Annotated in this window: 18 protein-coding genes; 4 read left to right on the forward strand and 14 right to left on the reverse strand. The window is 39.3% G+C overall.

The features are described from left to right. Positions 1 to 66 precede the first annotated feature (66 nt). Complete coding sequence (locus tag ACYVFA_RS00350) at positions 67 to 717, forward strand: hypothetical protein (RefSeq protein ID WP_460469791.1); 651 nt, start codon at positions 67 to 69, stop codon at positions 715 to 717. Between the two features lie 214 nt (positions 718 to 931). Here the strand turns inward: ACYVFA_RS00350 and ACYVFA_RS00355 are convergent, their stop codons facing one another. Beyond that, entirely contained in the window at positions 932 to 2,182 is a 1,251-nt protein-coding gene (locus tag ACYVFA_RS00355) for a PQQ-dependent sugar dehydrogenase (protein WP_460469792.1), read from the reverse strand. Between the two features lie 247 nt (positions 2,183 to 2,429). On the opposite strand from ACYVFA_RS00355, the gene ACYVFA_RS00360 reads away from it, so the two are divergent. After that, a complete protein-coding gene (locus tag ACYVFA_RS00360) occupies positions 2,430 to 3,431 on the forward strand; it encodes an SMP-30/gluconolactonase/LRE family protein (protein WP_460469793.1) in 1,002 nt (333 codons plus the stop codon). 37 nt (positions 3,432 to 3,468) lie between these two features. Here the strand turns inward: ACYVFA_RS00360 and ACYVFA_RS00365 are convergent, their stop codons facing one another. The 12 genes from ACYVFA_RS00365 to ACYVFA_RS00420 form a co-directional block, all read right to left on the reverse strand. Continuing rightward, positions 3,469 to 4,752, reverse strand: coding sequence for a M16 family metallopeptidase (locus ACYVFA_RS00365; protein ID WP_460469794.1), 1,284 nt, complete (start codon positions 4,750 to 4,752; stop codon positions 3,469 to 3,471). 131 nt (positions 4,753 to 4,883) lie between these two features. Continuing rightward, complete coding sequence (ftsZ, locus tag ACYVFA_RS00370) at positions 4,884 to 6,242, reverse strand: cell division protein FtsZ (RefSeq protein WP_460469795.1); 1,359 nt, start codon at positions 6,240 to 6,242, stop codon at positions 4,884 to 4,886. 250 nt (positions 6,243 to 6,492) lie between these two features. Next, positions 6,493 to 7,911 carry a cell division protein FtsA gene (gene ftsA / locus ACYVFA_RS00375; RefSeq protein ID WP_460469796.1) on the reverse strand — a complete coding sequence of 473 codons (1,419 nt, stop codon included), beginning with the start codon at positions 7,909 to 7,911 and terminating at the stop codon, positions 6,493 to 6,495. 78 nt (positions 7,912 to 7,989) lie between these two features. Further along, on the reverse strand, positions 7,990 to 8,757 hold the full coding sequence (locus tag ACYVFA_RS00380) for a cell division protein FtsQ/DivIB (protein WP_460469797.1): 768 nt from the start codon (positions 8,755 to 8,757) through the stop codon (positions 7,990 to 7,992). Positions 8,758 to 8,952: 195 nt separating this feature from the next. Continuing rightward, on the reverse strand, positions 8,953 to 9,735 hold the full coding sequence (locus ACYVFA_RS00385) for a GNAT family N-acetyltransferase (RefSeq protein WP_460469798.1): 783 nt from the start codon (positions 9,733 to 9,735) through the stop codon (positions 8,953 to 8,955). 18 nt (positions 9,736 to 9,753) lie between these two features. Further along, the gene (gene murG, locus ACYVFA_RS00390; protein ID WP_460469799.1) at positions 9,754 to 10,854 is read right to left on the reverse strand and encodes a UDP-N-acetylglucosamine--N-acetylmuramyl-(pentapeptide) pyrophosphoryl-undecaprenol N-acetylglucosamine transferase; all 1,101 of its coding nucleotides are present in this window, start codon (positions 10,852 to 10,854) and stop codon (positions 9,754 to 9,756) included. A 25-nt stretch (positions 10,855 to 10,879) separates the two neighbouring features. Further along, a complete protein-coding gene (locus ACYVFA_RS00395) occupies positions 10,880 to 12,064 on the reverse strand; it encodes an FtsW/RodA/SpoVE family cell cycle protein (protein ID WP_460469800.1) in 1,185 nt (394 codons plus the stop codon). Positions 12,065 to 12,381: 317 nt separating this feature from the next. Continuing rightward, on the reverse strand, positions 12,382 to 12,708 hold the full coding sequence (gene mscL / locus ACYVFA_RS00400; protein WP_460469801.1) for a large conductance mechanosensitive channel protein MscL: 327 nt from the start codon (positions 12,706 to 12,708) through the stop codon (positions 12,382 to 12,384). A 48-nt stretch (positions 12,709 to 12,756) separates the two neighbouring features. Beyond that, on the reverse strand, positions 12,757 to 13,701 hold the full coding sequence (locus ACYVFA_RS00405; protein WP_460469802.1) for a DUF3078 domain-containing protein: 945 nt from the start codon (positions 13,699 to 13,701) through the stop codon (positions 12,757 to 12,759). Between the two features lie 358 nt (positions 13,702 to 14,059). Further along, positions 14,060 to 14,890 carry a mechanosensitive ion channel family protein gene (locus ACYVFA_RS00410; RefSeq protein ID WP_460469803.1) on the reverse strand — a complete coding sequence of 277 codons (831 nt, stop codon included), beginning with the start codon at positions 14,888 to 14,890 and terminating at the stop codon, positions 14,060 to 14,062. A gap of 22 nt (positions 14,891 to 14,912) precedes the next feature. Then, positions 14,913 to 15,110: a hypothetical protein gene (locus ACYVFA_RS00415; protein ID WP_460469804.1), complete on the reverse strand. Its 198-nt coding sequence runs from the start codon at positions 15,108 to 15,110 to the stop codon at positions 14,913 to 14,915. Between the two features lie 102 nt (positions 15,111 to 15,212). Further along, positions 15,213 to 15,815, reverse strand: coding sequence for an RNA polymerase sigma factor (locus ACYVFA_RS00420; protein WP_460469805.1), 603 nt, complete (start codon positions 15,813 to 15,815; stop codon positions 15,213 to 15,215). A 273-nt stretch (positions 15,816 to 16,088) separates the two neighbouring features. Between ACYVFA_RS00420 and ACYVFA_RS00425 the strand changes: the two genes are divergently transcribed. Both ACYVFA_RS00425 and ACYVFA_RS00430 read left to right on the forward strand, forming a co-directional pair. Continuing rightward, positions 16,089 to 16,397, forward strand: a complete 309-nt coding sequence (locus ACYVFA_RS00425) for an SCP2 sterol-binding domain-containing protein (protein ID WP_460469806.1) — start codon at positions 16,089 to 16,091, stop codon at positions 16,395 to 16,397. A gap of 52 nt (positions 16,398 to 16,449) precedes the next feature. Further along, positions 16,450 to 18,240: an acyl-CoA dehydrogenase gene (locus ACYVFA_RS00430; protein WP_460469807.1), complete on the forward strand. Its 1,791-nt coding sequence runs from the start codon at positions 16,450 to 16,452 to the stop codon at positions 18,238 to 18,240. 82 nt (positions 18,241 to 18,322) lie between these two features. Here the strand turns inward: ACYVFA_RS00430 and ACYVFA_RS00435 are convergent, their stop codons facing one another. Continuing rightward, entirely contained in the window at positions 18,323 to 19,003 is a 681-nt protein-coding gene (locus tag ACYVFA_RS00435) for a head GIN domain-containing protein (RefSeq protein ID WP_460469808.1), read from the reverse strand. Positions 19,004 to 19,217: the final 214 nt, after the last annotated feature.

Raw genomic sequence — 19,217 nt, forward strand, 5'->3', positions numbered from 1 at the left:
CGTTTATTTGAGTTCGAAATGACTAAATAGTATTTTCTGTATTTTAGAGTTATTAAAACCAAAAAAATGTCTAAAATTAATGATATTGCCAATACCATAGGCTACATAGGATTAAGAATAAGCCACCTTGCTGACGCTTTTCACACTATACTCGTTAATCAAGAAAATTTAAAAAATATTCCAATAAATCAAAGAAGTGGTATTCCGCATAAGCAAGGCAATTTAGTTTCTGCTATGATTGCTTCAATAGGGGAATTGGTTATGATAACCTCACTTTCTTGGTTAGAAGAATATGAAGAACAAATAACTCCTATTAATCTTCCAGAATATCAAGATAAAGTTTCAAAATACAAGCACATATGTAAGCCTGTTGTGAAAAGAATTAAAAAATGGAGTGGACTTCGTGAATATAGAAATGTGGTATTAGCACATAATTTAAAAATATCTGGCGTATCCGTTTTTAGCCCTAATTTTAAGCCAATTGAATTGAAATTACCTGGAGATGAAGCGGAAATGATTTTGCTGATAAGCCTAATTGAATTTGCCTGTTATCTATTTATAGAGATATTTCATGATGAGAATGAAATTAAAATAGTCTATTTGTTTGATAAATTAAAGCGAATTACTGAAAGAATTGATTTTAATGATGAATTTATTGATATTCAAAAATCTGTATTAGAAAAGAAAAAAGAATGGGCAGCTAATAATGGCTCATAAATAAAAAAATATGCCTATCGTTATTTTTTCGGGAGAGTGGAGAGTCTTTTGTCCCATCAATGTCCACTTAGAGATGAAGAGGGCTCCGAGGCAGGTATCGAGCTATAAGGACTGTCTAGTTCTAAAATAGGTTTGTGTAAACCTATTTTAGAACTAGACAAACCAATAAATAGTCAACTTATCTTAGGACGATACAAAGGTATAATATTCGCTATTACTTCGCCCCCTTATAACTAATCTTATAAATAGTCCCATTTAAATCGTCAGAAACGTATAGAGAACCGTCAGGGCCTTGGGCTAAGCCACATGGACGGTGTTGTACCGGGCCAGTTGGTTTTGCTAAGTCAATACCTGCGAAATTATCAGCAAATATTTCCCACGCACCAGATGGTTTACCATTTTTGAAAGGCACAAATGCTACCATATAGCCTTTTTTCAATTCTGGTGATTGACCGTGAAACGCAATGAAAGCCCCATTTTTGTATTTAGCCGGGAACATCTTTCCTGTGTAAAACAACAATCCGTTTGGCCCTAAGTGAGCCGGGAAAGCTGCCGCAGGGTTCAATGCTTTTTCTCCACCTGTTTTTTTGCCATCGCCACCGTATTCAGGGCATAAGATTTTTTTCTTCTGGAATTGGTCATAATATACATAAGGCCATCCGGCGTCTGCCCCCTCGTGCAATTCATACATCGTTTCTGCAGGCAGTTTCGTACTCATTTCCGGTGTATAGTAGTTCGGGAATGCCTCATGGAATTGTCCTCTCCCATGCATCATCACAAATAGCTTGTTAGATTGAGTATTCCAGTCGATCCCTACAATATTTTTCAATCCGGTTGCATATCTTACGCCGTCGCTATAAGACTGGTTCAGTTTATTGGTTTTAAAACGCCAAACCCCTCCTACCGAATCAAGCAAAGCACAAGGTGAAATACCCTTGTTTGTTCCTTTTTCTTTGCAGGTTTCGTCATACGAGCCTACGGTTACATAGAGATTACCCGCATTGTCTAAAGCAATAGATTTCGACTCGTCACGACCTTTAGCCACTAATCCGGTTACTAATAACTCAGGACTATCAATATTTGTGATTTCGCCATTTGCATCTAATTGGTAACGATACACGCCAGTATTAGACGAAGAGTACAGATAATTGTCTTTAATGACAATACCTGTGCCTTTATAATCTAATAAGTTCTTTTGAGCATCTATTTTGCCATCACCATTAGAATCATACAGGTAAACCATACCCTTCGCTTCTTTTGGTTTAGATATTTTGGCATAGATACCCCCTTTGCTGGTAACAGCCAGGTGTCTGGTTCCACCTAAGTCGCTTCCGATAATGGTAGCGGAGAATCCGGCAGGAACTTTGATAGCTGGGGCAGGGGTTTCGTCATAATTGTAGGCAGACAGTAGAGATACACCCACTGCCGCAATGAGCAGATGGCGCATCTGGAAAAAGGTTCGCATGGTAGTATTTTTCGATTATGGTTGAAAACAGGAAGTGGGTTTAGCCACTTGAAGGCAAAGATAGAGAAATATTAATTGTATCACGATTTTTCAAATCGTCAAAATTCGACAGAATTTTATAAAGCCATCCAATTCGCTAAAACAGATAACATAGTTATTTGAAAGACGATTTAAAAAATAGTGATACACAACTATTTTCATAAAAATTCCTTTAATTTCGCTACTGAACCTATTCAAAGCCTATTCTATGAAAACATTAGTATTATTCGCCTTAATCATTACTATGAGCTATACCGCAACAGCCCAACAAAAAACCCTTGGCAAGGTAAATCGCCTTGACCCCGCATTAGATAATCTGATAGATAAAGATGCTAAAATCGAAATTTTAAGTGAAGGATACGACTGGTCGGAAGGCCCTGCATGGGTCAAAGACGGCAGTTATCTGCTATTCTCTGATGTACCAGCAAACACCGTGTACAAATGGAAAGAAGGTGAAGGTGCCAAGCCTTTCCTGAAACCATCAGGTTATACAGGCTTAGGTGTTTATAGCGACGAACCCGGTAGCAATGGCTTGATTATCAATAAAGAAGGTATGCTGGTATCGTGCGAGCATGGTGACCGCCGTATTTCGGTAATGCCCTTGACAGTTGGTGGCAAACGCACCCTTGCCGATAATTACCAAGGGAAACGTTTCAATAGCCCGAATGACATCGTACAGAAATCAAACGGGGATTATTATTTTACTGACCCTCCGTATGGCTTGATGAAAAAGGCCGATGACCCTACCAGAGAGACTGAGCTTTTCGGAGTATATCGTAGAGCGACTAATGGTACGGTTACCTTGATTGTAAAAGACTTAAGCCGTCCGAACGGATTGGCCTTCTCGCCTGATGAGAAAATCTTATATGTAGCGCAATCAGACCCTGATAAAGCGTATATTATGGCATATCCTGTGCTGGCTGATGGAAAAGTAGGCAAAGGCAAACTATTGTACGATGCAACTCCGATGGTAAAAGAAGGTTTGCAAGGCTTACCTGATGGCTTGAAAATTGACAAAAAAGGAAACATCTTTACCACCGGGCCAGGCGGAATATTGGTATTAACGCCACAAGGCAAATTATTAGGAAGAATAGAAACAGGTGTTCCAACGGCTAACTGCGCCTGGGGCAATGATGGCTCAACACTATATATCACTGCCGATATGTATTTGTTACGTATTCAGACGAAAACGGTTGGTGTTGGGTTTTAAGAAAAAAGGGTCAGGTTTTAGACCTGACCCCATCATATCACTTCCCCCCCACAACCACTTCACATAAATCTTCTTGCTTAAAGTAGGTATTTGCCATTTCTATCACATCTAAAGGCGTTACTGCTCTTATCTTCTGGATATAATTATCATAAAAATCTTCAGGCAGTTCGTCTAGAAGTATGATTTTTTGTCTGTCTGCTACTTCGAAAGGCGTATTTAATGACCCTACCAACGAACCAATCATATAGTTTTTGGCAGTATCCATTTCATCTTCTTCTACCGGAATCGTCTGTAATCTGTGGATTTCTTTGGCAATTTCATCAAGGGTTTGCTGCGTAAATTCTTTCTTTACATCAGTACCCATCACCAGGTATCCGCCATATCGTTGAGGTATCAGACCTGACGAAATACCATAGGTAAATCCTTTCTCCTCCCGGATATTCTTCATCAGACGGCTACCGAAATACCCGCCGAAAATCGTATTAGTGACAATGAATTTGAAGAAATCAGGGTGCGTACGGCCAAACATACGTTTCCCTAAACGAATAGATGATTGCACATTATCCAGGCGTTCTACCAAAACACTTTCAGGATGTTTGATTGCTGAAATATTATCAACAATGGCGCTATGGTTTGGCGATTCCAGAGGTGTTTGTCCCAGATATTGATTCAAAGCCTTTACCTCTTCGTCACTAAATTTACCGGCAATAAAGATTCTGAAAGCTTTGCCACGAATCTGTTTCTGATAGAAATCATTCACAGCATCGCGCGTAATGCTATCAATTGATTCTAAGGTCAAAGTTTTGCCGTAAGGATGATCCGTTCCATAGATTTGTTCTCTGAAAACCTGCCCGGCTACATAGGAGCTTTTTTCAAGGCTAATTTTAAGATTCTGAGAGCTGATATTTTTCTGAACCTGTAATTCATTTTCAGGAATGATAGAATCAGCAATCATTTCCTGCAACAAAGGCAATAGTTTAGCAAGATGCTTGGTAAGCCCATGAACAGTTATGGCCAACCGCTCTACCGACTGACTGATTTCAAGAAAAGCACCATATTGGTCGAAGTATTCACTAATTTCAGTAGCAGTATGACTCGAAGTTCCTTCTGAAAGCATTTTTGAAGCAAAATAGGCTTCTCCGATATGATTTTCATAGCGGCTGCCGGCCTCAAAAATTAGCTCTAAACGCACTACGGGTTGTTCTCCTGCCTTCACCATATACACAGGTACCTGATTATCAAGTAGCATATGCTCCGCTTTGGGAATGCTCACTTGCTCTATTGTCTGCGAGGGAGGTGCTATCGTGCGGTCTAATATCATAGGTTTTAATTAAATATATGTCGTATACTCTTTGGTCTCTAATACAGAAAAAGTAAAATGAATAACGAACTATTCAATAAAAAGTTCATTACTCATTTTACTTTAACGAATGTCTGGCTATAACAAAAAAATTATCTGGCAGATTCCATCAGATTCAGCAAATGATCTAATTCATATTCCAGCACCTTATTGCTTTGTTTCAATTTTCTTACATCCTGCAACTCAATGCCATTGCGGGCATAAGTAGGATGATTCAGAGCGGGATTACGGTAACCTTCACGCATGAATCGCTGAATCATGGTTCTGATTTGCTCCATATCGTCTCTCTTCGGTGGCTCCGGAACAACTACCTGAACAAGGTCTGGTTGTTGTAATTGTGGTTGCACCTGACCTTTTTGAGCTTGTACCTTCGCTTCGTTGGTAGTAGTGGTACTAGTAGTAGTATCAGTATTAATTTCTGTTACTACTTCAAATTTCACTTCTTTTGCTTCCTCCTGTTCTGGCGAAAGATGGAAGCCTGCTGCTACGATCGTTACCCTTACTTTTTTACCCAGCTGGTCATCCACTGCAAAACCGTGTTTAAACAATTGGGCTTTTGCCTGAATCTGACTCTCGATAAATTTGGTTACCAGTGTCTGGTCAGACAATTTGATTTTATGTTCAGGGCTATACGCAATACTCACCAGGATTCTTTGTGCACCACTGATACCATTGCTCTCTAGTAAAGGAGAAGAAAGTGCCGCTTTAATCGCTTCTTCTGCTCTTTTATCACCTTCGGCTTCTGCTGTACCCATTACGGCTTGTCCGGCACCGCCTAATACTTTCTTCACATCGGCAAAGTCAAGATTGATAATACCCGGACGGGTAATCAATTCGGCAATACTTTTTACACCATTTGCCAATACATCATCTGCTTTGGCATAGGCATCTTCAATATCCATATCACCATATTGCATTTCAAGACGCTCATTCTTGATAATCAATACAGTATCACTGTGTTTCTTCAGTTCTTCAATACCGGCTCTTGCCTGCTTGATTTTTTCCTCGCCTTCAAATGTAAAAGGGTCGGTTACAACAGCAACAGTCAGGCGACCCATGTCTTTGGCTATACGTGCAATCACTGGTGCAGCACCCGTTCCGGTACCACCACCCATACCTGCCGTAATAAATACCATTTCTGTCGGTTCTTTCAAGACTTCCCGAATCGCTTTTTCGCTTTCTTCGGCGGCCTTTTTACCCATACTGGCTTCTGTACCTGCTCCTAAACCCTTGGTTAGTTCAATACCTATCTGCAAACGACGGATTTCCGACGGGGCAGATTCCAGCGCTTGCTGGTCGGTATTACAAATCACTAAACCAATATCGCGAACGCCCAAATGATGCATATGCTTAACAGCATTACAACCTGCACCACCAACACCAATCACCTTGATGATGTTTTTAAATTTGTTTTTGCTCGAAACAATTTCGAATTCTGGCTCTGGAGACATTTTAGTAAGAATTTATGTAGATTAGGAAAGTTTGGTACTTTTAGTCAACAAAAATATACAGGTAAACGCAATGATTACGCCTGAGAGAATAGTTTCTAAAAAGGTCTGGCATTATCGTTTAGCAGCAAATACGTTTGTTTTCTAATTAGTTTTTATGGTTTGGTTTATTATAAAATATATACTCAAAATGCACGCAAATTGTTTTAAATATATACCCCGCTAGCACGCTCGTCTTATTAATTCTTACTCCTTAATTCGTATAGTTTTTATCATCTCCTACATTACCTGCCGAAGAAACCTTCTTTTTAAACCAGCTGAATATCCCGCCTCCGCTTTGCTCTTCTTCCTGTGGTGGTTCTTCTTTTTTACCGTTCACCCGGTTGTTTGGCGTATCATAACCATTGTTATAAGACCCCGCTGTCACCTGGCTTTCTGGCACGTCGCCCCAGATTACCTCTTCAGGTACACGCTCATCCATTGGCATAAAGCCCGATAACACAAGCCCTACTACAGTAGCGTATTTAGGGTCAGTTATTTTAGCTACGGCTGTCTGACCAATGTTTCTGACAGTGTTGCCTACCCGGATATTCATTCCATTGGTTACTTTGGTAAATACTTCTTTGATCATGGCGATATTAGATGTACCACCAGTCAACACTACTCCGCTTATCAATTGTCCATCATAGCCTGAGTGCATAATCTCGGCCATCACCATAGAGGCCAGTTCTTTTACACGTTCTTCTATGATGATGCTCACATTCTGTGCAACAATCTCTTTATCTGGTAAACCTTCTACACCCGGAATCTTGATAATATCGTTCTTACCAACTTCATCCGGTGGAATCGCTCCCATAATCAATTTCAGTTTCTCAGCATGATCTGGCAATATCTGGAAAGCCTTCACAAGATCATTGGTAATACTCTTACCAGCAAACGGGATCACTGAAATATGACGCAAACCACTCTCGTGGAAAATAGCTATCTCGGTAGTATCGCCACCGATGTTTACTACGGCTACACCTAGTTTTCTATCTATCTCGCTCAATACTGCCATGGCATCGGCCAATGGTGTAAATAAAGTATGAACGATTTTAAGCGGAATAAACCGATGATTGTTCTGTACCTTTACCCCAACACTTTCAATGGTGCGGCGTAGCGCCAGGTGCGGATCGTTAGGGGTTGAAATCAAAAAGAAATTACCTCCTAATGTAATACCGAACCGGCCTACCGGATTATCAGGCACAATGGCTCTGTCAACAATAAATTCTTGTGGGAAAGTGTGAATAATTACATTTCCTGCAGTCGGACGGAAAGACTTCCTTATATCAACAGCTAATCTTTCTATTTCTTCTTTACGAATCGTACTCCGGCTATCATCTCTCGTCAGAAAACTCTGATGCGCTTTGCCCTCTACATTCTCACCCGAAATATTAACAATGACATTACTAATATTGATTTCGGCCTTATCTGAAAGTATATTCAGGATACGGTCGATGTCTTTCGCCGTAAACTCTAAATTCACTACGGTACCATTCGATACCCTTCCCCTCTGGGTAGGCTCTTCCACGATGTCAAGAATTTTTACCTTCCCAACCTCGTCCATTATGCCAGCAACGGCACAAATCTTCGTGCTGCCAATGTCAATACCTACTATTACGCCTTTACTCATTTTGTTATATTTTAAGGCATTTATCCATGACCATTTAGCTTTATGGAGGTTATCATAAAATTATAAATGCCGACCTCTTTACTTACAAACTACCTGTCCATCATACTTTACACTCACGTGCGAGAAGGTGTCCCAGCCCTGTACAGGTAAAATCTGTTTGTAAAATATTTTTAAGCGATTCAATCGATTCTGAACGTTTTCAGCTTCTCCAAACTCAACTACGTGTTTCCCAAGTAGAGGAACAATCGTGATATTTCCGGCTCGGTTAATATCTAATTGGGTAAATTGAGCTCTTAAGAAAGCGTCATCATTTATTAAATTGATGAAATTTAATAATTTTTCCTGACGTTGTTGCTTTAAACTCGGCAAATTTCGGAAATATTCGCCCGAAAGCAATATAATTCTTGCGGAATATCTTTCAGAGAGGGGAAAAAAATACCCTTCTTTATCTACATACACATCTTCGCGCCCGTCAGACATCAGAATTCTGGCTATCGGAATATGCTGCTCTATATCTATATTAAGATTACCCTCTATACCTCTGAAAACCTGACAGCTCCTGATTTGTTTATTTTTTAATACTCTTTTTTCAATTTCTCTTAAATCTATCTTTTCGAAAAGTTTCCCTGTCAGTTGGTCACTACCCTGTTTGGTAGCCAGATTTTCGATTTCTTTTTTATCGATAAAAAATTGCTCGTCAGCATTTTTAATGTTCACCTCAATCTTTTTGCAACGGTCAGTCGAAAAGGTATTACTCGAAAAAATAATCAATACGACAACCCCAGCCAAGGCACTCCCAGCCATGACCCATCTGCCTATTTTCTTAAAATTAACTTTCCTTTCCATTTTCAATTAGCACGTAAAATTTATTGAGCGATTGTGTGATTTAGTGAATGGTGAATTAGCGAATAATTGTGTCACATAGTGCATCTTTGTGTACATCGTGGCAGAAAACTCAATTTAGAATAACTAATTATTTTAATATTCGCTAATTCACAATTCGCTATTCACGATTAAAACAATCACTAAATCACTCATTCACTAAATCACTAATTTCTTCAAAAACCCATTCTTATCGCCCATTAGCTTAAAATGGTCGGCTTCTTTGGGTTCTAAATCGGTTTTGCAAAGTTCTTTTAATTTTTCAATATCCTTGCTCCATTCATACCCGTTAAAGTAGGCTAGCCCCTTATGGTCTCTGATTTTATATAGAGCCCCCGGTTTATAGGCTGTACCCAGATACACAAATTTCAACCCATTGTCTTTTGCCCAGCGTATGGCTCTCCACATCATCCATTTACCCAACGAGTGCGTACGCATATATTCGGTATCAAAGAACGCAAACCAGTAGTGTAATAGAGTTTCGTCCAGAGCCGTCAAAATAAATCCTAAAGACTTACCCTCTGATGAAAAACGAAAAATATGCGTTCCTATTTCTCTCGACAGGATATATTGCCAACGCTCTATACTCATATTATCGTCGCCTATACGTTGCGAGATATATTCCTGACAGAAATCAACAAAGGCCGGATCGTTTAAATCAAAATCTTCTTTTCTGATTACCTCCAGTTCTACCTTTAACGGTTCCACTAAACGATTGACTCTTCGGTTCTCAGAAGTATCATCAAAACTATCCAATTCTACCCGTAAACTTCTGGCCAGGTAAAAAATATCTCCCTCTATGCTCAAATCGCCTGTATAAGGTAAAAATCCTTTTGCATATATTTCAGGCATTTCCTCCTGCGATTCTTTATAACAATAAATCGCGTAATCGAAGGTATAATTTGAATAATCAACTCTGTTTTCAGAAAAGAAAATTTTCATAAAGGATTTTCAGGTATTCTATATTAAACGTAAGACTTCTTCGGCTATCTCCTGCCCTGCATTCGGTTTCGCTAAAGTCTTGATGTTTTTACTTAATTCTTGCATCGTTTTCGGATTATCCGCCAGTTCAATGGCTTTATCCACCAGTTTTTCTCTTGCCTCTACATCCTTTACCAGCCATGCGGCGTTTACATTTACCAGGCTCAAAGCATTCTGTGTCTGGTGGTCTTCTGCGGCAGCCGGAAACGGTACTAATATGGATGGCTTAGCGGCCAGACATAATTCAGAAACCGATAAAGCGCCCGCTCTTGAAACCACTAAATCGGCCGCGGCATAGGCCAGATCCATTTCATAGATAAAATCAGATACATATACCCGATTAGTCTGCAAAGCCTCAACCGCTTCTTTTGCCTGTTCAATAAACAATTTGCCGGTCTGCCAGACAATCTGTAAATCATTCGAAATCAAATCATTCAAACCGGCTTTAATAGACTCATTGATGGTTTTCGCTCCCTGGCTACCTCCGATGATCAACAATATCTTTCTATCATCGCTTAAACCGAAATGCTTCAATGCCTGTTCGCGCTTAGAGGCAGTTTCGAGTATATCTTTTCTTACCGGATTTCCCGTCACTACTATCTTCTCAGCCGGGAAAAACTTCTCCATGCCCGGGTATGCTACACATATTTTCTTTGCCTTTTTGGCTAAATTTTTATTCGTAACTCCGGCAAAGGAATTTTGCTCCTGAATCAGCGTAGGTACTTTCAGGAAATTAGCCATAATCAAAGTCGGCCCACTTGCATAACCTCCTACACCGATAGCCACATCTGGCTTAAAGTTTTTGATAACACTATACGTTTTCCATAAACTTCTGATCAGCTTGAAAGGTAGCCCTATATTGGCCAGCATATTAGAACGATTGATACCTGCAATGGGTAAGCCTATGATATCATAGCCCGCTTTAGGTACTTTCTCCATTTCCATCTTCCCCTCGGCACCTACAAATAAGATTTCTGTATCAGGGTTTTTAGCTTTCAGTTCATTGGCAATTGCCACTGCAGGATATATGTGCCCGCCTGTACCTCCACCCGAAATAATTATTTTAGCGCCTTTATTCATTCAGAATTTTATCGAAATTAGTTCATTATTTTAATGCTGCCACCTTACCCTCGTCGTGCTCGCCTTTGGTTACACTCAATACAATACCAATGGCTACCGAAGTAAACAAGATGGAGGTTCCTCCCATACTCATCAAGGGCAGCGTTTGTCCGGTTACAGGGCCTAATCCTACATTGATAAACATATGAACAAATGCCTGAAAAACAATACTAAAGGTAAGCCCCACACAGAGCAGCCCCCCAAAAGCCCGATTGGTATTTTCGACATTTTTCAGCCCTCTATACAAAAGCCAAAGGTACATAAACATTACCACAATTGCCCCTACGAAACCATATTCTTCTACAATAATGGCATAGATATAGTCTGAAAAGGCCTCTGGCAGATAATTACGTTGAAAACTTTTTCCGGGGCCGATACCTATCGCTCCACCTCTGGCAATGGCAATCATGGCCTGGTCTCGCTGATAATTATCGTCTCTATCGACATTACCTATTACTTTATCCTTATTCAAATCTACATTCATGAACGCTTCAATACGTTCTAATACCACTTGCCCACGGCCAAAGTCTACACCCCTGTTGTATAAGAAAATACTAATACTTACCACTATCACAATAGCCCCTATCACAAAGCCCGCCATACGAAACAGGTAGCGCGCAGGCACACGGCCAACCCACATAATAATAAAGCAGGTAAGCCCCAGAATAACTGCCGTTGAGAAATTGGTAATAGCCAGCATGCCACACAATAAACCACACCAGAAAATCAGCCCTAACAAAGTCTTGGGATTATACTCCATGTTTTGTCTACGGGCCAGCATGGCAGCCAGATTGGTAATTAAAACCAGACGTACCAGGTCTGACGACTGAAACGAGATTCCAAAGATGTTGATCCAGCGTTTGGTGCCCCCTACTGTTGTACCAAAGAAAAAGGTATACATCAGCAGAACGGGTGTAATCCAGAGCAATAATCTTGAAACTCCTGCAAAGTTTGTGTAGTTGATCCGGTGCATACACCAGATTACTCCCAGCCCTAATAATAGATGGATAGTATGCGATAGCAGGTAACTTTCGGTGTTGCCACCGGCTCTTTTATAAGCAAGAGCAGAACTGGCGCTATAAACGACCAGTATACTGAATAACGAAAGCACGGCGATAATAAACCAGATCTGCCAGTCGCCACGCAGTTTGTCTTTTAACCACGTTTCCATGACGTAATGTGCGGAACACCGCAAAAAGATTATAGGATATAAGCACGATTGACTTAACTCAGGGCAGTTTTATGCCCAAAATTAAACCTGATAACAAATGTAAATTAATTATGATGGAAAGTAAAAGAAAAACAGGAAAATTTATTCTAAGGCCACTATCCTGCAATAACTATCGGTTTCACCCATATTTCTCTCTAATAAACCAAATAATGTTTGGTTTGTTTTATATTCCCAGTCCTTTTTTACCGGACACCGATTAAAAAACCTCTTGCACGTGGGTCAATACATACAAGAGGTTTATCTTAAGTCAGGTATGATTATTTGTCTGTCAGTTTCATTTTATTGGCTGCTTTCACAATCAGGAAGAGTACAAAAGCAATAATAAAGAAGTTGATTACCACACTCAAAAAGTTACCATAGTTGATTGTAATGGCAGGTATTGCTTTACCTGCGGCATCAACCGTGGCTGCTTTTAAAACAATTCCACCCGTAACTCCACCTCCTGTCAATACATTGACGATAGGCATAATAATATCATCTACCAAAGAGGTTGTGATTTTGCCAAAGGCAGCACCAATCACCACACCAATAGCTAAGTCAAGGACATTGCCCTGCGCAATAAAGGTTTTGAATTCTTTCAGCATCGATTTTCAGGCATTTAAAGGTTTATAAAAATTTAACTCAAACTGTCTCTAGAGTGTAAACAATAATCCTGCGGCAAACCCCTGACTTATCTGGAACTTATCAATCTGGTCGCGGTCATAGATTCCTAAAAGCGTAAAGTTCACGTTCAGATATTTATTCACTTTAGCAGTGGCAATCAGGTTTATATTATGGTCGATTGAGTTTTTATCAGGCGCTTCTCTTTTGGGTGTATAGGCCAGGAATCCCTGATAGCGCATTTTCAGATTCACATTTTTAGCAATATCTTTATCAAAAGCAGCTACTAACTGTAAACCTGTTTCAAACAATACTTTCTTACCCTTTTTCACGCCATAAGCCTCATCTTTTTTATTGTATTCGGTAAAATCGGTAAAGACTTTATCGCTTGAAACAAATGTCTGACGAAGGGTTGCACCGCCTAATTGTAATACAAAATACGGAACTGGTTTATACTCAACCCCTATGCCCTCAGCCAGATACCCCGGCGCCATAAAGCTCGAGATAGTTCTTTTGCGTTGGGTAGGCAAACCATCATTCTCATAAGCCACGCCATTGGCAAATTGTGACAAAAAGTTAGCTCCCGCAAACCAATTGATTTTAGGGCTGATTTTATGTGCATATTTAGCTTCCAGAAACAAACGGTCAATACTTTTGGCGCTTCTTTGTCCTTTATTATTGATGGTTCCTAGCTGAAATTGTATGTCACTGATAAAAGCCCCTTTGTTTTTATAATATTCTGCATGGTTGTTGAACAAGGCTCCAATCGACCAGTTGTTGATACCACCGCCTTGCCAGTTATTGAATGCTGCCTGACTAAAGTTAATACCAAATTGTGTATTTCTAGGTTTCCAGAACCCGATTTTTAATGAATCAGCCAGAGTCTTGGCATTCTTCAGGCTAAGTGTATCAGTTCTTTGCGCCCATAAGCTGGAGGCTGATAAAAGAATGGTTGTGATAAGAATAAACTTTCTCATTGGATTAAATTTGGGTTAGATATTTTGGTCAAAAGCTTTACGACTGCCCATACAATAGATGAACAGTGTAGTTTGAAAAGATTATAATCTCAGTTTGGATTATTGAGAAGAGTTACAAAATTAATAATTGCCTCATTTGCGAAATAGATTTAAAACATCTTAATATACCGTCCTTACGGGACTTTATTCTTAAATATGTTAGTTCTCTCTACCGATATAACATCCCTAATGGGATATTTTAGTCCCAGAGGAACGATATATCGGTAGTATAATTGAACCTTTCAGAGTCAGTATCCAGTAGGGATAATATATTCTGTAATTCTAATAATTTCCCAAAAGATTCTTAAATAATTTTTGTTTAGTCAAAAATTACAACTTTCTTCGATTGAAGCACTTGCAGTGGAAATACTGTTTTCGATTCTTCGGTTTGTAGTGTTAAAGTAGTATTATCCATGGCAATAATCTCACCTTTTACTCCGTCTATCTCTATTACCTGCCCTTCCTTGTATTTATTTTTACTATAAAACGACGAGATAATATTCAATAATATTTCTTTAGAAGCAAAACCATAACCGATGGCAAAGGCAAAGATAATTCCGCCGATGAAAAGGTTAAAGCTTGATTCCAACAGGCTCGTGTTAATACCCACCTGCGCTACCGACTGAATCACAAAGATGATCAACAGGAAAAAGAAAACGGCTGTTCCTATCAGTTTTCCGGCAGCAATATTGAAAGACTTACAAAGCGATACCACAAAATTACGAAGCGTGTCAGCCAGCCAGATACCTACAAATAGCATAATACCTGCCGAAATCATCTTCGGAATAAACTCAACCAGCAATTTCACCATATCCGAAATTGCAGGCACACCTAAAGTATCTGCAGCCGGACGCAAGATGAATATCAGAATAAAGTAGTATAGAATTTTAGAGATAATAGTGCTTATTTTTATCTCTACCTTCATGCTTTTAATTGGCTCAATCTGCGTCAGCTTTTCACCAATCCTATCAGCACCTATCTGCTGAAGCATTCTTTTAGTGATAGCCGCTACCGCTTTAGCCACTAACCACCCAATGATTAATATAGCTAATGCCCCGATCAGGTTATATATAAAGCCCATAAAGCTCTTAATAAGATTATTAAAAGTCTCCATAAGGGTCTCAACAAAACTTGGTACTTTTCTATCCATAAACTAATGCAATCTAAAATTACTACTTTCCGTCTTTTTCTTCTTCTTTATTCTCCAACTCCTGCAACAATATCACTCCCGTCACCATGGTTTCTCCTAAAAACATTTTTACAACCTGCATAATATCACGGATAACGTCAATTTCCGCAGTGATCATCCCTTTCAGGTGCGCGGGGGCTTGAGCGTCATCGTCAAAATCTTGAAATGTATCGTCGGTCATAACAAATATTTTTTAGAAAATCGAATTCGACATTTCAAGAATCTCTCTTCTAATTATATCTTTCAACAGGTTTAACTTTCTTAAAATGTTCTGTCCGGCCAATTACTTTCTCCAGAACCAGATAGCTTTTATGACAATAATCAGGAAGAATACAATATTCTCGGTATATATTTTCTTCAGTTTCTCTTTCGTGCGCATCAGACGCATCTTCACGGCACTCTCGGTTATTTTAAAAGTTTCCGATATTTCTTTGATACTGAAATCGTCCTGATATTTCATGAGCAAAATAGCTCTTTCGTCAGGATCAATTTTTTGCAGGGCTTTTTTAAGTCCTTGCGTTTGCATTTCTACTAATTCTAAATCATCTCCGTCGTCTGCCAGGTCAAAGTTTTCATCCAGCGCTACCTCTGCCTGTTTCTTGGTCTGCCTTACCTGATCCATACAATAGTTATAAGTAATCGAGTAAAGCCAGGTAGAAAACTTGGCGTGTTCTTTAAAAGAACCCAATTTCAGCACCACTCTTAAAAAAATATCGTGTGTAAAGTCTTCGGCCTGTGCTTCATTTTTTACAAACGACAAACATTTACGGTAGACTTTATCAACATAGCGATCATAAATTTCCTCAAAATAGCCATTACGTTGGGTGTCGATATACAAACGGACCAACTCCTCATCTGCAATTCCTTTAAAAGCTTTGTTTTTCAATTTTGACAGTATGATTAGGGAAAAGTAACTATACGGAAAGAATTTTTTATTGGGTTATTGACAGCACGCAAAAATTCTTGCTATTTTATTGGCTATTTCGCAATTGAAATAATATACGTAAGTATTACGAAACAACCATTAAATAAGTATCAAATATTTATTTTTTTAGTTGAAATGTCAAATTTTTCATAAAATTATTAGTATGCTTGCATAATATCTATCTTATTTTGTTTAACTTCGCCAGTCAATTTTTCCTTAAAAAATCATATAAAAATGTCTGCAAAAGAATATTTAGAGAATACCGCTGCCAAACTCGGCACAACAGAAATTGGTGATGTAAATACCACATTACACTTTGATTTTGGTGGATCTACTTACACAATGCAAGTAGCTGACGGCAAAGCTGAGCTAAAAGATGGCCTGGTTGGAGAACCAGAATGTGTAATTAAGGCCAATGACGATGATTTTGTAAAAATAGCAACCGGCGATATGAACCCGATGATGGCGATGATGATGGGCAAGCTGAAAATATCGAATCCGGGTGCGATGATGAAATATGCTAAAATGTTAGGATTGATGTAAGAATCTAATCTGTTTTCTATTCAACACCATAAAACCCCATAGGAACAGTATCATGGCAACGAAATTTTTCAGTAAACGAAATGTGGATTTTCTACTCTATGAAGTACATGAGGTAGAATCACTGACCAAGCATAGCTACTTCGCCGACCACAACAAGGAAACATTCGATATGACGATTGATGCGGCTACCCAGATTGCCGAGAATCTGATGTTCCCGTTTGTGAAAGACGTTGATAAAAATCAGCCTGAACTGAAAGATGGGAAAGTGAAAGTTCACCCTTCCATCAAAAACTACCTGAAGGCGGTGGGAGAATCAGGTATTATCGGTGCTGATTTTGACTACGAAAATGGCGGCGCTCAATTACCGGTTTCTATTACCAGTGCCGTAGGCTATATTCTGATGTCGGCCAATAATGGGATGATGTATATCGGTCTGACAGCCGGAGGTGCTCGCCTGATTGCCAGTTTTGGATCAGATCAGTTGAAAAAAGATTATATCGAAAACATGATTTCGGGTAAATGGCAAGGCACTATGTGCCTCACCGAGCCACAAGCCGGAAGCTCGTTATCTGATATTACTTCCTCTGCCGAACCTTTGGAAGATGGCACATATAAAATCAAAGGCCAAAAGGTATTTATCTCAGCCGGCGACCATGATGCTACCGATAATGTAATCCATTTATTTCTGGCTCGTATAAAGGGAGCCCCAAAAGGCACCAAAGGTATTTCATTATTTGTGGTGCCTAAATTCCGTCTGGATGGCACCGATAATGATATTACTTCAATGGGCATTTATCATAAAATGGGTCAGAAGGGTGTTCCGGCCATGCACTTAGGCTTTGGCGATAGAAACGATGACTGTATCGGTTATCTGGTTGGCGAGCCTAACAAGGGACTAAACTATATGTTCCAGATGATGAATGAGGCGCGTATCGGCGTAGGTCTGACGGGTATTTCTATCACTTCTGCCGCCTATTATGCTGCTTTAGAATATGCCAAAGAACGCCCACAAAGCCGTAGATTGAATGCTAAAACAGCTTTAGATACACCGCAAATACCCATCATTCAACACCCTGATGTGAAGCGGATGTTGTTGTTCCAGAAATCAGTAGTGGAAGGTGGACTATCCTTGTTATTAGAAACTTCTAAGTTTTTCGATTTATCAGAAGCCAGCGACGACCCTGAAGAAAAAGAAAATGCCCATTTATTGGTAGAATTATTAACGCCAATCGCCAAAACATTCCCTTGCGAGTATGGTGTAAAATCTATCAATGACGCCGTTCAATGTTTTGGTGGGTATGGCTTTACAGAAGATTTTCCTGTTGAGCAATATTATAGAGATGTTCGTATTACGCCTATTTATGAAGGTACGACTGGCATCCAATCGCAGGATTTATTAGGCAGAAAAGTAATGCTGGCCGGAGGAAAAACCATGAAACTTCTGGCGCAGGAAGTAGGTAAAACTATTCAGGCAGCTATGGGAATCAGCGAGTTGAAAAAATACGCCACCTTGCTTACTGAAAGCAGCCAACGCTTGCAGGGAGTTACCATGCACCTATTAGGCATTGCCGGAACAGGAGATATAGAAAGATTCTTGTCTGATGCCACCTTATATATGGAGTTATTCAGCTTGAATGTAGTAGCCTGGCAATGGTTAAAGCAAGGGTTTGTAGCACACCAGAAGCTAACAGCAGGAACCGATGACGTGGATTTCTACGAAAGTAAAATTCATACCATGAAATATTTCTTCCATTATGAGTTGCCTAAAACCCAGGGTTTAGAAACCCGTCTAATGGATACAGAAGTATTAACTATTATGACAGAAAAAGAGTTGGTGATGTAATAAAAAAGGGGAAATTATTTCCCCTTTTTCATTATATAAATCTGTGAAACTTAATCACACAATCGCTCATTCACTAAATATCTCAATTCGCCGATTTCACCGAACCTGCACCAGAAGTATTTGCTACTACCGAATTAGCGCCTCCTTTATAACGTACAGTACTTGCACCACTTGCTCCTGCAATAATTTTGCTCGAAACATTTACTTTCACTCCACTTGCACCAGAAGCATCAACATTAGCATTAGTCACTTTAAAAGAATAAGCATCAATGCTTGAAGCACCTGATACATCAGCACTCAGGGTTTGTCCGTCACCGGTAATGTTTAAGCCTGAAGCACCTGAACAATTCAGTAGCAGACTCTTGGCATCTACATTAAAAGTAGCCTGAGAAGCACCTGATACACTTATATCCAGTTTATCGCTGCTGAAGCCAGTAACTTTAGATTTACTCGCACCTGAGAAATCAACCTCAGTTAATTTCGGCATTGTAATAGTAATGTATACTTCTTTGCGGTTTTTCCAGCCACCCCAGTTATTCGGATAACCAATATTTAACTTACCACCTGACACTTTTACAACTAAATCTTTCACGTCTTGCTCGCGGCCTTCTACTTCTACTTTATAAGAGCTGGCTTGTGTCACATTTATCACAAAGGCACTTCCCATGTCCAGTTTATCAAATCCCGACACGTTGAATGTACGTTTATCTTGTGCAAAAACTGTTGTTGAAAAAAAGATGAATAAAATGAATAGTCTTTTCATGATTTTGGTATAGTTTATGTATGTACTAAAATAAGATGATAAAAATATAAAAAGGTTGCATAATTCCTTAAATATTTTTTCTCTCATATGATCCTTGCTTTCCGATATCTACACTGCTTTATTTCGTGTGTGTTTTTCGTAAATCAACTTTCGGCCAAAAACTATACATCTATTTTTACTAAAATTCTTACTAAAAAAACATTTTGAAGACAGG

The organism is Emticicia fontis, assembly GCF_054779675.1.

Excerpts from the sequence above, each read along its gene's own strand:
- ACYVFA_RS00350 (WP_460469791.1), top strand. The coding sequence starts at position 67 with ATGTCTAAAATTAATGATATTGCCAATACCATAGGCTACATAGGATTA.
- ACYVFA_RS00365 (WP_460469794.1), bottom strand. The coding sequence starts at position 4,752 with ATGATATTAGACCGCACGATAGCACCTCCCTCGCAGACAATAGAGCAA.
- ACYVFA_RS00355 (WP_460469792.1), bottom strand. The coding sequence starts at position 2,182 with ATGCGAACCTTTTTCCAGATGCGCCATCTGCTCATTGCGGCAGTGGGT.
- ACYVFA_RS00385 (WP_460469798.1), bottom strand. The coding sequence starts at position 9,735 with ATGAAAATTTTCTTTTCTGAAAACAGAGTTGATTATTCAAATTATACC.
- mscL (WP_460469801.1), bottom strand. The coding sequence starts at position 12,708 with ATGCTGAAAGAATTCAAAACCTTTATTGCGCAGGGCAATGTCCTTGAC.
- ftsZ (WP_460469795.1), bottom strand. The coding sequence starts at position 6,242 with ATGTCTCCAGAGCCAGAATTCGAAATTGTTTCGAGCAAAAACAAATTT.
- ACYVFA_RS00410 (WP_460469803.1), bottom strand. The coding sequence starts at position 14,890 with ATGGATAGAAAAGTACCAAGTTTTGTTGAGACCCTTATGGAGACTTTT.
- ACYVFA_RS00360 (WP_460469793.1), top strand. The coding sequence starts at position 2,430 with ATGAAAACATTAGTATTATTCGCCTTAATCATTACTATGAGCTATACC.
- ACYVFA_RS00380 (WP_460469797.1), bottom strand. The coding sequence starts at position 8,757 with ATGGAAAGGAAAGTTAATTTTAAGAAAATAGGCAGATGGGTCATGGCT.
- ACYVFA_RS00430 (WP_460469807.1), top strand. The coding sequence starts at position 16,450 with ATGGCAACGAAATTTTTCAGTAAACGAAATGTGGATTTTCTACTCTAT.
- ftsA (WP_460469796.1), bottom strand. The coding sequence starts at position 7,911 with ATGAGTAAAGGCGTAATAGTAGGTATTGACATTGGCAGCACGAAGATT.
- murG (WP_460469799.1), bottom strand. The coding sequence starts at position 10,854 with ATGAATAAAGGCGCTAAAATAATTATTTCGGGTGGAGGTACAGGCGGG.
- ACYVFA_RS00425 (WP_460469806.1), top strand. The coding sequence starts at position 16,089 with ATGTCTGCAAAAGAATATTTAGAGAATACCGCTGCCAAACTCGGCACA.
- ACYVFA_RS00405 (WP_460469802.1), bottom strand. The coding sequence starts at position 13,701 with ATGAGAAAGTTTATTCTTATCACAACCATTCTTTTATCAGCCTCCAGC.
- ACYVFA_RS00415 (WP_460469804.1), bottom strand. The coding sequence starts at position 15,110 with ATGACCGACGATACATTTCAAGATTTTGACGATGACGCTCAAGCCCCC.
- ACYVFA_RS00395 (WP_460469800.1), bottom strand. The coding sequence starts at position 12,064 with ATGGAAACGTGGTTAAAAGACAAACTGCGTGGCGACTGGCAGATCTGG.
- ACYVFA_RS00435 (WP_460469808.1), bottom strand. The coding sequence starts at position 19,003 with ATGAAAAGACTATTCATTTTATTCATCTTTTTTTCAACAACAGTTTTT.